The organism is Terrabacter sp. Ter38, from assembly GCF_024519435.1.
Classification (GTDB): domain Bacteria; phylum Actinomycetota; class Actinomycetes; order Actinomycetales; family Dermatophilaceae; genus Terrabacter.
Genome location: NZ_JALJRZ010000004.1, coordinates 324,291 through 336,430 on the forward strand (window position 1 = coordinate 324,291; position 12,140 = coordinate 336,430).

Below are 12,140 nucleotides of genomic sequence, written 5' to 3' on the forward strand. Positions count from 1 at the left end.
GGTGGCTCCTGACGTCGATGGGTCGGCGGGTGAGTGGGTCGTGGACGCTCGGGTGGTGGTCAGTCGAGGTCGGGGACGAGGAGCGAGAACACTTCTCCCTCAGGGCCGCTCAGCACCGCACCCATGCCGTAGGGGCCGTCGAACGGTCCCTGGAGCAGCGTCGCGCCGAGGTCGAGCGCACGCGCCAGGCCGGGCACGACGTTGCGGGTCGCGAAGGACGCCACCCAGTGCGGCGGGATCTCGGCGGGCCACTCGCCGTCGATCTCCGCGAGACCGTAGGCCGGGTTGCCGTCGCCGGTGTGCGCCGTCGCCCAGCGTGGGCCGCCGGGTTCGGTCTCGTCGGTGAACTCGTGGCCGAAGACGCCGAACTGGAAGTTCTGCACCATCTCGTAGTCGCGGGTGAGCAGCTCGTTCCACGTGAGCGACCCGGGCTCGTCGAGGATGCCGCTGCCCGGCAGGTCGCCGGGCTCCCAGACCCCGAAGTAGGAGCCGCCGGGATCGACGGCGATGAGGGTGCGGGACAGGGCACCGATGGAGACGGGGCGTCCGAGGGTGCGTCCGCCGTAGGCGTGGATGGCGCGAGCCGCGACGTCGATGTCGCCGACGCGGAGGTAGGTCGTCCACTGGCTGGGGATCGGCGCCGTCTCGGGCTTGCGGCTGATGCCGGCGACGGGGTGGCCGTCGAGGAGCGCCATCGTGTAGCCGCCGGTCGCGGGGTCGCCGGCCAGCCAGCGCCAGCCGAAGAGCTCGCTGTAGAACGTCTGGGCGCGGGGGACGTCGCTGACGAGCAGGTCGACCCAGCACGGGGAACCATAGGGATAGTCGGGCACAGTCAGATTCAGGTCTCGCATCGGGTCAGGGCTGCTCCGGGTCGTGCTGGGAGTGTGCGCGTCCGGCCAGCCGGCCGTCCAGCTGGTCCCTGACGTGGTGAAGGATGCCATGACAAGCCGCCTCGACCTCTGCGAAACACCGGGCGAAGTGCTCGGGGCCGCCGTACCACGGGTCCCCGGTCTCGAGGGTGCCCGCGGCGACGGCCTCGGGATCGAACTCGCGCACGAGCCGGATCTTGCTGCGGTTGCGCGGGGTGCGGGCCAGTCGCTGCAGCGTGCGCACGTGTCCCTCGTCGGAGGCGAGGACGAGGTCGAGGTCGTCGAACTCGTCGGGGTCGAACTCGCGGGCCCGGTGCCGGGACCCGTCGTAGCCGTGCTCGGCGAGGACCTGGACGGTGCGCGGGTCGGCGTGCTCGCCGACGTGCCAGTCGCCGGTGCCGCTCGAGCTGACCCGGACGTGGTCGGCGATGCCCGCGTCGTCGACGAGGCGCTGGAGGATCACGTGACCCATGGGCGACCTGCAGATGTTGCCGCTGCACACGAAGGTGACGTGGAGTGGGCGAGACGACATGGTGCCCATTGAACACCGCGGATCGGGCCGCGAGGCCCGAAGCGCGATCCCACCTCGTCACGGTGGCGCCGAGCGGGTCGAGGCGGCGTTCGGTGCGCCGGTGCTGGGGTTGGCCGTGAGGCAGGTGGGGCTGTCGGTGGCCGGTGGGACGGTGTGACCATGACGACGACCGCGCACCCGTCCGCCGTGGGGGCCAGTGCCCCCGAGGCCCTCGAGTCCCGCTTCGCCGCCTGCGTCGCGTCCGGCGACCTGGACGGCATCGTGGGGTTGTATGCCGCCGACGCGGTCGTGAGCCTTCCGCGCGGTCGCGAGGCGGCGGGCTCCACCGCCATCCGCACGGCGTTCGCTGCCGCATTGGCCGCGGGAGTCCTCGGTCCGGTCGGTGGGCCGGCGCCGGCGGTGTCGGCCCGCGCCGTGGTGACCGGCGGGCTCGCGATGACGACGTCGACCGCCCCGGACGGCACGGTGCGCACCCAGGTGGCTCGTCGCACCGTCGACGGACGCTGGGTGTGGGTGCGCGACGGCTCGCGACTGCGCGACGCCGAGGCCTGCCTCCCCGCGCCGCCGGGCGACCTGGCGGTGGCGTAGTTTCACTCTGTGACCGATGCACCCCCAGGCCCTGAGGCTCCCGCCCCGGCCGCACGTCGGTCGCACTTCGTCGACCTGACGCCGCTGCGGGTCAGCCCGCCCTTCGCCCGGCTCTGGTTCGGCAACACGCTCGCCGGGGTCGGCACCTTCGTCACCAACACCGCGGTCGGGCTGCACATCTACGACCTGACGCGCTCGACCTTCATGGTCTCGCTCGTCGCGTGGTTCTCCCTGCTGCCGATGGTCATCGCCGGGCTCTACGGCGGTGCCATCGCCGACCGCTTCGACCGGCGCACGGTGGCCCTGTCCGCCTCGACGGTGGCATGGGCCTCGACCCTGCTCCTCGCGACGATCGTCTGGCTCGGGGCCGAGCGGGTCTGGATGTTCTACGTCATCACCACGGTCAACGCCGTGGCGGCGACGATCGCCTCGGCCACGCGACAGGCGATCACGCCACGCCTGCTGCCCAAGGAGCAGCTGCCCAAGGCCGCGGCGCTGCTCGGCATCTCGGCCGGGATCATGGTGACGGTCGGGCCGGGCATCGCCGGCGTCCTCGTCGCACGGGCCGGCTACGCGTGGACCTACACCGTCGACGTCGTCCTCTTCTTCGCCGGCTTCTTCGGGCTCTGGACCCTCCCGCGCATCCGGCCCGAGGGTGAGCGGCCGACCACCGGTGGCTTCCGCTCGGTCGTCGACGGGCTCGCGCACCTGCGGCGCTCGCCCAACGTCCGGATGAGCTTCATCGTCGACATCATCGCGATGACGTTCGGCCAGCCGATGGTGCTCTTCCCCGCCGTCGGCGCGATCGTCATCGGCGGCGGGTCGGTCACGGCCGGCATCCTGCTCGCGTCGTTCGCGGTCGGCGGCATCGTCTCGAGCCTCGGGTCCGGTCGGGTGACCGGCCTGCGCTGGCAGGGCCTCGCGATCCGCAACGCGATCGTCTCCTACGGCCTCGCGATCCTCGGCTTCGGCATCGTCCTCGCCGTCACCGAGCTGGGCGGGCACGCGGTGGCGTCGATGGACTTCGGTGACGCCAACCGCTGGGCGCTCGCGCTCGCGGCCCTGTGCCTCGCCGTGGCCGGAGGGTCCGACAACATCAGCGCGATCTTCCGGCAGTCGATCCTCCAGGCCGCCGTGCCCGACCACCTGCGCGGCCGCACGCAGGGCGTCTTCACGGTGGTCGTCACGGGTGGACCGCGCCTCGGTCAGATGTTCGCCGGGACGCTCGCGACCCTGACGGCGACGTGGGTGCCGTCCGTCGTCGGCGGCGTCCTCGTCGTCGTGCTCGTCATCGCCTCCGTCGCGAGGGTGTCGTCCTTCCGCCACTACGACGCCCTGGACCCCCAGCCCTGACCCCAGTCTGACCCCAGGCCTGCCCCTCGCGTGGCTGCCGCGGGTGGCGTCTCGGGGCCGGGACGGACGTCGCGTCCGTGGACGAGTCAGGCGTCGGGGTAGCCGGTGGGATTGGCGCTCTGCCAGCGCCACTGGTCGACGCACATGTCCTCGATGGTGCGCTCCGCACGCCAGCCGAGCTCGGCGTGCGCGCGGGACGGGTCGGCGAACGACTCGGGCAGGTCACCAGCCCGGCGGCCGACGACCTCGTAGGGCAGCTCGCGCCCGACGGCCTGCTCGAAGGCGTGCAGCACCTCGAGGACGCTCGTGCCGTGCCCGGTGCCGAGGTTCCACGTCGAGACCGGGTCGTCGACCTGGCCCAGCTTGGTCAGCGCCGCGAGGTGGCCGGCGGCGAGGTCCTCGACGTGGATGTAGTCGCGCAACGGCGTGCCGTCGGGGGTCGGGTAGTCGTCACCGAAGACGAGCAGCTTCTCGCGTCGGCCGACCGCGACCTGGGCGATGAACGGCATGAGGTTGTTGGGGATGCCCTGGGGGTCCTCGCCGATGGTGCCGCTCGCGTGCGCGCCGACCGGGTTGAAGTAGCGCAGCAGCGCGATCCGCAGCTCCGGGTCGGCGGCGGCGACGTCGCGCAGGACCTGCTCGATCATCACCTTGGTCCAGCCGTAGGGGTTGGTCGCCGCGGTCGACATCTCCTCGGTGAGCGGCGGGCTGTTGTGGCCGTAGACCGTGGCCGAGCTGCTGAAGACGAGCTTCGTCACGCCGTGTCGCCGCATCGCGCGCACGAGCGAGAAGGTCGAGACGAGGTTGTTCTCGTAGTACTCGAGCGGCAGCTCGACGCTCTCGCCGACGGCCTTGAGCCCGGCGAAGTGGATGACCGCGTCGATCTTCTCGTTGGCGAAGAGGTGCTCGGTCTTGTCGTGGTCGCGCAGGTCGAACGACCGCACGTCGAGGTGGGTGCCGGTCAGGGCCTCGAGACGGTTGACGACCGTCGGCTTGCTGTTGCCGAAGTTGTCGACGATGAGCACCTCGTGCCCCGCCGCGACGAGCTGGACCACCGTGTGCGAGCCGATGTAGCCGGCTCCGCCGCTGACGAGTACGCGCATGGCGCCACCCTATCGAGGGCGGGCCCGCGCGTCGGCAGGCCCTCAGACGAGCGTGAGCTCGGCGATCGCGCCGAGGTAGAGCGCGAGCGGCGTGGCGATGAGAACGGCCGACACGGCATACATCATCGCCGCGACGACGGGGATCGGCAGCCCGGCGATCCGCTCGGCGTCGAGGAGCCCGATGCGCGCGGTCGCGACGCGCGTGCTGTCGGCCATCGCCATGGCGCCGGCCGGCTTGGGTCCGCCGGCCATGGCGACGATGGCGCGCCCGGTGCTGACAGCCCCGGCGTGACGGACCGCGGCCCGGTCGGCGAGCACCTCGATGAGCAGGTGCACCTCGCGCAGGGCGTCGTCGCAGCGCAGGAAGCCGGGCATCGCTTCGTGGACGACGGTGAAGAACTCCATGACGAGGTCGTGGCGGGCACCGAGGTGGGCCCGCTCGTGTGCGAGGACCGCCGACAGCTCGTCGGGGCCGAGCCGGTCGAGGGTGCCCTGGGTCAGGACGACGCGCCGGCGGACGCCCGGGACGCAGTAGGCGGTGGGGGTCGTGTGCTCGAGGACGCGCATGTGCCGGTCGGCGCCCTCGCCGGGCACGCCGAGCAGGTCGACGAGATCCCGGTGGCGCCGGCGAGCCGTCCGCAGGTTGCGCCCGACCCGGTCGCCCGAGAGCAGCAGCCGCACGGCGACGACCCCGCTGAGCGCGGCGGCCACGGCGAGCGTCACCCAGTGCTCCGAGAGGCGCACCTGCCTCCCGACGAGGAGCGGGATCGCGGCCGGTGCCGCGAGCAGCGCGGCGAGCACGGCGGTGGCGGCGGTGGACTGCCACAGCACGAGCGCGGCCCGGGGCGCGCGGCGCAGGGACGTCGCGCGGGCGAGGGCGCGCGGCACCGGCCACGCGAGCAGGACCGCGAGGACGACGAGGGCCGCGACGACGAGCACGGTCAGGTGGCGCGGCGGGCCGCAGAGGGGGTCATCGGTCGGTCAGCGCTTCGCCTCGTCCGGGCGCCGGGCCTCGAGCTCGGCGAGCGCGGCCCTGAGCTCGTCGAGCTCCTCCGGGGTGGACTCGTCCAGGAAGTGCAGCAGCGCGGTGCGTCGCGTGTCGCCGGCGAGCTCGCCGAGGGTGTGGTGCAGCGACTCCGACGTCAGCTCGGCACGGGTCGACGCCGCGGTGTAGCGCCAGGCGCGCCCGTCGCGCTCGCGGCGGACGAGGTCCTTCTTCGCGATCCGGTCGAGGACCGTCATGAGCGTCGTGTAGGCGAGCCCGCGCTCGACGCCGATCGCGTCGTGGACCTCGCGGACGGTGCGACCCTCGGGATGGGCGTCCGCCGTGGTCCAGAGCTCTTCGATGACGACACGCTCGAGGTCGCCGAGACGGTTGCGGGGGGTGCTGGGCATGGCGTTCCAATCTACCGACGGGGTGGGTCGGCTTCGTGCGTGCGGTCGCCCGAGCGGGGGACCGGGTCTGCGGTGGGCGGGGACAACGTCCCCGATGACGGGCGGCGCACCTCGAGGACACGTTCGAACAGGTCGGCCCCGTCGTCGCGGTGGGTCACCATGATGATCGTCTGCGCGGGCGCGGCACCCGCCACCCCTGTCGTACCCGGTGCGCTGCCGAGGCGCGTCAGGTCCTCGACGACGGCTCGGGCCGTGGGCGGGTCGAGGTGGGCGACCGGCTCGTCGAGGAGGACGACGGGGCGGCCGCTGACGTGGGCGCGGGCGATGCCGAGGCGGGCCCGCTCGCCGCCGGAGAGCCCGCGGCCGGCGGACCCGAGCGTCGTCTCGAGGCCGTCCGGCAGGCTCTCGAGGAGGAGGGTGAGGCCGGCGGCGCGGAGGGCGCGCTCGACGTCGGCGTCGTCGGCGTCGGGCCGGGCCAGCGTCAGGTTGTTGCGCAGACTCGTGGCGAACACGTGGGTCTCGTCGTCGACGACGGCGATGCGAGCCCGGGTCTCCTCGAGCGGCTGACCGAGCACGTCGGTCGCGCCGAGGCGGTAGGTCCCGCCCGACGGGTCGAGGTGGCGGGCCAGCACGGCCAGCAGGGTCGACTTGCCGCTGCCGTTGGGCCCCGTGACGGCGATGCGACTGCCCGCGGGCACGTCGAGGTCGGTCGACGCGAGGTCGGTGCGCTCGCCCGTCCACGAGGCGGTGAGTGCCCGCGCCGTGACGTCACTGCGTGCGTATGCCGTGTGCTCGGGCCGGACGCCCGACGTGTCGTCGGGCGCGTGGCCGGCCTCGGCGGCGGCTGCGTGGTGGGGCTCGTCGGCGACGGCCGGGGTGAGGTCGAGCAGTGCGTCGATGCGGTGCTCGCTGCCGCGGGCTCGGGCCAGGGCCCGCATGGCGTCGACGAGCGGGGTGATGGCCTCGGAGACGGCGACCGGGGTGAGCACGAGCAGCGCCTTGACCGGGGTCGAGACGGCGAGGTCCTGCGCGATGACGGCGGTTGCGGCCACCGCCGCCCCGACGACGACGAGGAAGAGCGAGGCCGCCGCGGCCCGGCCGAGACTGATGCGTCGGGTGGCCCGGTCGAGCGAGGTGTGGGCCTCGTCGAGCCAACCGAGTGCCGTCGCCCAACCCCCGACGGCGCGGAGCTCGCCCGACTGGCTCGCCATGAGCTCGCTGACGCGGGTCACCTCGGCGCGGGCCGCGAGCAGCTCTGGCAGGGAGCGGGACTCGAGGTGCGCCGCCAGGGCGCTGATGAGGCACACGGCGACGCCGAGCCCGAGCATGACGAGGCCGACGGGCCGGGACAGCACGAGGGTGAGCGCGATGGCGATGCCGCCCGCGACGGCCGTCGAGATGACCGGCACGGTGACTCGCACCTGCGCGTCGACGACGTCGGTGAGGTCGTCGACGACCCCGGTCAGCACGTCGGAGCGGCGGCGGCGCCCGAGCCGGGCGGGTGTGAGCGGTACGAGCGCCTCGTAGGCGGAGGTCCGCCGCTCGGCGAGCATCTCGAGCGCGGCGTCGTGGCTCGTCAGCCGCTCCCAGTAGCGGAAGACGGGTCGCGCCATGCCGAAGGCGCGCACGGCGACGATCGCGGTGAGCAGGGTGAGGATGACGGGCTGCTGGGACGCCCGGACGATGAGCCATCCCGATGTCGCGGTGAGGGCCATGCCCGACGCCGTGGCGATGCCGCCGAGCAGGCCGCCGCGCACGGTGCCGGCCGAGGGCCACCAGACGCGCCGCCGCGAACCGGCGGTTCGAGGTGCTGCCGTCACCGGCGTGGGGTGCGCGATCACCTCGACGCGGGGGTCGGGGGTGGAGGCGGTGCTCATCGGTCGTCCTCCTCTCCGGCGGTTCGAGGTGATGTCGACAGCGCCGTCGCCTCCGGGATCACCTCGACGGAGGTTGCGTCTGCGGCGGCGAGGACGAGGTGGTGGTCGGCGTGCGCGAGCAGCTCGTCGCGGTGCGTGACAGCGACGACGACACGACGCTCGGCGAGCTCGGCGACGAGGGCCGCGACGTGCTCGGCGCCCTCTGGGTCGAGGTGCGCGGTCGGTTCGTCGAGGAGCAGCAGCGTCTCGGGGGCGAGCCAGGCGCGGGCCAGGGCCAGCCGTTGGCGCTGTCCGGCGGACAGGCCGAAGCCGTCGTCGCCGAGGTCGGCGGACAGCCCGCCGGGGAGCGCCGCGACGACGCCGTCGACGCCGACGACGCGCAGGGCCTCCCAGAGCTGCTCGTCGGTGGCGGGATGCCCGATCGTCAGCGCCTGGCGCACCGACCCGGTCGAGAGGAAGGGCCGCTGCGTCACGTAGTGCGACGGGGGAGCCTCGACGGTCCCGGCGCCGGCCCGGCGCAGCCCGGCGATGAGGTCGAGCAGCGTCGACTTGCCGACTCCGGACGGCCCGGTCACGACGGTGAGCCCGGGACCCGCCACGAGGTCGAGGCCACGGACCACGGGAGCCGGCGACCCGGCATACGCGTAGGTGAGGCCAGCGACCCGCACCTCCCCGACCCGCCCACTCCCCGGCGCCCTCCCACCGAACGCAGCGTTCGGTGCGGGCGTCGAGAGGGACCCGGGCACGGCCGCGGGGGGGTCGAGCTGGGCGAGGATCGCGTCGAGGGCGACGGCACCGTCGGCGGCGGCGTGGTACTCCGCGCCGACCCGGCGCACCGGCCAGTAGGCCTCAGGCGCGAGGAGGATCGCGACGAGTCCCGCCCCGAGAGCCATCGAGCCGTGCGAGAGGCGCAGGCCCACGGTGACGGCGACGATGGCGACGGAGATCGTCGCGAGCAGCTCGAGGGCGGCGGACGACAGGAACGCGATGCGCAGGGTCTCCATGGTGGCGCGCCGGTGTCGGTCGCTGACCTCGCGCACCGTCGTGGCCTGGCGCCGGGCGCGTCCGTACGTGACGAGGGTCGGGAGGCCGCGCACGACGTCGAGGAAGTGGCCCGAGAGCGAAGCGAGGGCGGCCCAGCGGCGTTCCGTCGACTCGGCGGTGGCCTTGCCGATGAGTGCCGCGAAGACGGGCAGGAGCGGCAGCGTCAGCGCGACGACGACCGCACTCGGCCAGTCGACGACGACGAGCGTCGCGATGGCGAGGACCGGCACGACGGCCGCGGTGACGAGCGTCGGGAGGAATCGGGCGGCGTACGGCTCCACGGCGGACGTGCCCGCGGTCGCGAGCGAGATGGCCGCGCCCGGCTCGAGCCGCGCGTCGGCGTCGACGGTGCCCCACCGGCGCAGCAGCGCTGCCCGCAGCGCCGACGAGACGGAGACCCCGGCCCACGCGGCCACCCGCTCCGTCGACGCGGCGAGGCCGGCCCGCACGACGAAGAGCCCGAGCAGCCAGGTGAGGGGCGACGCGAGGTCGGTCCCCTCGACGACCGCGACGACGACCGCCGACAGCGCGAAGGCCGTGGCGATCGTCGTGACACCGCTCGCGATGCCGGTCACGGCCAGGACGGCCACGGGCCTCCGGGCGGCAGGGACCGCCCGGAGGAGTCGTGGGTCGAAGGGCTTCACGGAGTCTGTGCTCTCTGGTCGGTTCGGACGGGTGGGTCGTGGAGGTCGGTCGGTCAGCGGGAGACGGGCTCGCGCGGTGCGTCCTCGGGAATGTGCTTGACCGTCAAGCGCTTCCGGAAGACCCAGTACGTCCAGCCCTGGTACATCACCACGATCGGGGTGAAGATCAGCGCGACGATCGTCATGACCTTGAGCGTGTAGTCGGTGCTCGAGGCGTTGGCGATGGTGAGGTTCCAGTCCGGGTTGGTCGAGCTGGGCATGACGTTCGGGAAGAGCACGAGGAAGTACGTCGCGACCGCCATGCCGATGGTGACGGCCGTGCCGATGAAGGCCCAACCCTCGCGCCCGGCCCGGTTGGCCGCGAGGCCGCCGAGGAGGGCGGCCGCCGCGACCACCGTGGTGACCCACGAGGCGAGCTTGCCGTCGGTGATGCCGATCCAGAGGAGCAGGGCGACGGCGAGCACCGCGGCGACGACGCCGACGCGCTCGGCGATCTGGCGCGCCTCGTGACGGATCTTCCCGTCGGTCTTGAGCGCCACGAAGATCGCGCCGTGCGTGAGGAAGAGCGCGACGAAGACGAGCCCACCGAGGAGACCGGCCGGGTTGAGCAGCGTGAAGAGGTTGCCGGTGAACTCCTTGTTCGCGTCGATCGGCACGCCGCGCACGATGTTCGTCAGCGCGACACCCCAGAGCAGCGCCGGCACGAGCGAGCCCCAGAAGATCGCCAGGTCCCAGCGGGCCTTCCACCGTGCCTCGGGACGCTTGTGGCGGTACTCGAAGCCGAGGTTGCGCAGGATGAGCGCGACGAGGATGAGCAGCAGCGGCAGGTAGAAGCCGCTGAACAGCGTTGCGTACCAGTGCGGGAAGGCCGCGAAGGTCGCGCCACCGGCGGTGAGCACCCAGACCTCGTTGCCGTCCCACACGGGGCCGATGGTGTTGAGCAGGACGCGGCGGCGCTTCTCGGCGTCGGCGGCGTCGGACGCGTAGCGCGTGCCGCCGAGGACGGGCAGCAGCATGCCGACGCCGAAGTCGAAGCCCTCGAGGACGAGGTAGCCCGTCCAGAGGACGCCGATGACGATGAACCAGAAGGTGGCGAGATCCATGGCAGCTCAGCCCTTCTCAGTAGGCGAAGACGAGGGGTGCGTCCTCGTCCCGGTCGGCGGGGTCCTGCGGCTCCTCGAAGGGTTCGGCTCCCTTGCGGACGTAGTGCAGGAAGAGCTTGATCTCGACGACGGCGAGGGCGCCGTAGAGGAGCGTGAACACGACCATCGACGTGATGACCTCACCCATCGAGACGCTCGGCGAGACGCCGTTGGCGGTCGTCATGAGGCCGAAGACGAGCCAGGGCTGGCGTCCGACCTCGGTGAAGATCCAGCCGAAGCTGTTGGCGAAGACGGGGAGGAGCGGAGCGGCCACGGCGGCATACGCGAGCCACCGCGCGGTCGGGGTGCGTCCCTTGCGCGTCAGCCACAGCACGGCGATCGCGATCAGCGCCGTGGCGATCCCGAGACCGATCATGAGACGGAACGTCCAGTACGTGGTCGGGATGTTGGGGACGAAGGCCGTCGCGACGTCGGCCACCCGGGGGTTGCCGCTCGCGCCGTAGGTCTTGGCGTACTCGGCCTTGAGGTCGTTGATCCCCCGCACCGCGCCCTGGACGTTGCCCGTCGCCAGGAAGCTGAGCAGGCCGGGGATCTCGATGAGGGCGTTGGCGTGCGAGCCGTCGAGCGAGCCGACCGTCAGCACCGAGAAGGGTGCCCCCTCGCCGGCGGGGACGGACACGTAGAGCGCCTCGGCGGCCGCCATCTTCATCGGCTGCACCTCGGTCATGATCTTGCCCTGCACGTCGCCCGTGACGGAGACGCCGACGGCGGCGACGAGCGTCAGGACCGCGCCGATGCGCGTCGCCCTGCGATACATCGGGGCGTCGGTGCGGGCCACGTCCTGCGCGTCGTCGGCAGCGGCCTTGGCCTCACGGCGCATGAGCCAGAGCGAGACGCCCATGACGACGCCGGCTCCGGCCATGTAGGCGGCGAAGATGACGTGCGGGAAGGTGACGAGCTGGACCTTGTTGGTCAGAACCGCGAAGAAGTCGGTCAGCTCCGCGCGGCCGCTGGCGGCGTTGTAGGTGTAGCCGACCGGGTGCTGCATGAAGGAGTTGGCGGCGAGGATGAAGTACGCCGACAGCACCGTGCCGATGTGCACGAGCCACATGGTCGTGGCGTGCAGCTTCTCGGGGAGCCGGCCCCAGCCGAAGATCCACAGGCCGAGGAAGGTCGACTCGAGGAAGAAGGCGAGGAGGGCCTCGATGGCGAGCGGGGCGCCGAAGATGTCACCGACGAAGCGCGAGTAGTCGCTCCAGTTCATCCCGAACTGGAACTCCTGCACGATGCCGGTGACGAGTCCGAGCGCGAAGTTGATGAGGAAGAGCTTGCCGAAGAACTTCGCCAGCCTCATCCACTGCGGGTTGTGCGTGCGCACCCAGGCGGTGTGGAAGACGGCGACGATGAGAGACATGCCGATCGTGATCGGCACGAAGAGGAAGTGGTACACGGTGGTGATGGCGAACTGCCACCGTGCCAGGTCCGTTGCATCCATGGGGGCTCCGCGAGGGTCGCGCCAGAACTACATGACGTAGTAGATGCTAGCGGGTGCGATCGCGGACGGCGGCCGGGCTGTCGAGGGATCGGCGTGACCCCGCTCACCCCGGTCCCGGTCGCTTGACCTGCTTTGTA

Annotated in this window: 12 protein-coding genes; 3 read left to right on the forward strand and 9 right to left on the reverse strand. The window is 72.5% G+C overall.

Annotation, left to right across the window (positions count from 1 at the left end):
- Positions 1 to 59: 59 nt before the first annotated feature.
- Together NR112_RS11330 and NR112_RS11335 are read right to left on the reverse strand one after the other, a co-directional pair.
- The gene (locus NR112_RS11330; RefSeq protein ID WP_256794411.1) at positions 60 to 851 is read right to left on the reverse strand and encodes a VOC family protein; all 792 of its coding nucleotides are present in this window, start codon (positions 849 to 851) and stop codon (positions 60 to 62) included.
- Between the two features lie 4 nt (positions 852 to 855).
- The gene (locus NR112_RS11335) at positions 856 to 1,341 is read right to left on the reverse strand and encodes a low molecular weight protein-tyrosine-phosphatase (protein WP_256794413.1); all 486 of its coding nucleotides are present in this window, start codon (positions 1,339 to 1,341) and stop codon (positions 856 to 858) included.
- Between NR112_RS11335 and NR112_RS11340 the strand changes: the two genes are divergently transcribed.
- Genes NR112_RS11340 through NR112_RS11350 form a run of 3 tightly spaced genes read left to right on the forward strand, consistent with a single transcriptional unit; the run spans position 1,340 to position 3,342 of the window.
- Positions 1,340 to 1,558 (forward strand): hypothetical protein, encoded by a 219-nt coding sequence (locus NR112_RS11340; RefSeq protein WP_256794417.1) that lies wholly within the window; start codon positions 1,340 to 1,342, stop codon positions 1,556 to 1,558. The two genes, NR112_RS11335 and NR112_RS11340, sit on opposite strands and share 2 nt — an antisense overlap.
- A 2-nt stretch (positions 1,559 to 1,560) precedes the next feature.
- Positions 1,561 to 1,989, forward strand: a complete 429-nt coding sequence (locus NR112_RS11345) for a hypothetical protein (RefSeq protein ID WP_256794419.1) — start codon at positions 1,561 to 1,563, stop codon at positions 1,987 to 1,989.
- 9 nt (positions 1,990 to 1,998) lie between these two features.
- On the forward strand, positions 1,999 to 3,342 hold the full coding sequence (locus NR112_RS11350; RefSeq protein ID WP_256794420.1) for an MFS transporter: 1,344 nt from the start codon (positions 1,999 to 2,001) through the stop codon (positions 3,340 to 3,342).
- Between the two features lie 86 nt (positions 3,343 to 3,428).
- Here the strand turns inward: NR112_RS11350 and galE are convergent, their stop codons facing one another.
- The 7 genes from galE to NR112_RS11385 are packed head-to-tail and all read right to left on the reverse strand — an operon-like array spanning position 3,429 to position 12,003.
- A complete protein-coding gene (gene galE, locus NR112_RS11355) occupies positions 3,429 to 4,445 on the reverse strand; it encodes a UDP-glucose 4-epimerase GalE (RefSeq protein WP_256794421.1) in 1,017 nt (338 codons plus the stop codon).
- 42 nt (positions 4,446 to 4,487) lie between these two features.
- Entirely contained in the window at positions 4,488 to 5,384 is an 897-nt protein-coding gene (locus NR112_RS11360) for a M56 family metallopeptidase (protein ID WP_256794424.1), read from the reverse strand.
- A gap of 42 nt (positions 5,385 to 5,426) precedes the next feature.
- Positions 5,427 to 5,840, reverse strand: coding sequence for a BlaI/MecI/CopY family transcriptional regulator (locus tag NR112_RS11365; protein WP_256794426.1), 414 nt, complete (start codon positions 5,838 to 5,840; stop codon positions 5,427 to 5,429).
- Between the two features lie 11 nt (positions 5,841 to 5,851).
- Complete coding sequence (cydC, locus tag NR112_RS11370; protein ID WP_256794428.1) at positions 5,852 to 7,717, reverse strand: thiol reductant ABC exporter subunit CydC; 1,866 nt, start codon at positions 7,715 to 7,717, stop codon at positions 5,852 to 5,854.
- Positions 7,714 to 9,405, reverse strand: coding sequence for a thiol reductant ABC exporter subunit CydD (gene cydD, locus NR112_RS11375; RefSeq protein WP_256794430.1), 1,692 nt, complete (start codon positions 9,403 to 9,405; stop codon positions 7,714 to 7,716). Before cydD ends, cydC begins: the two co-directional genes overlap by 4 nt.
- A gap of 53 nt (positions 9,406 to 9,458) precedes the next feature.
- Entirely contained in the window at positions 9,459 to 10,508 is a 1,050-nt protein-coding gene (gene cydB, locus NR112_RS11380) for a cytochrome d ubiquinol oxidase subunit II (RefSeq protein WP_256794433.1), read from the reverse strand.
- 16 nt (positions 10,509 to 10,524) lie between these two features.
- On the reverse strand, positions 10,525 to 12,003 hold the full coding sequence (locus tag NR112_RS11385) for a cytochrome ubiquinol oxidase subunit I (RefSeq protein ID WP_256794434.1): 1,479 nt from the start codon (positions 12,001 to 12,003) through the stop codon (positions 10,525 to 10,527).
- Between the last annotated feature and the right edge of the window lie 137 nt (positions 12,004 to 12,140).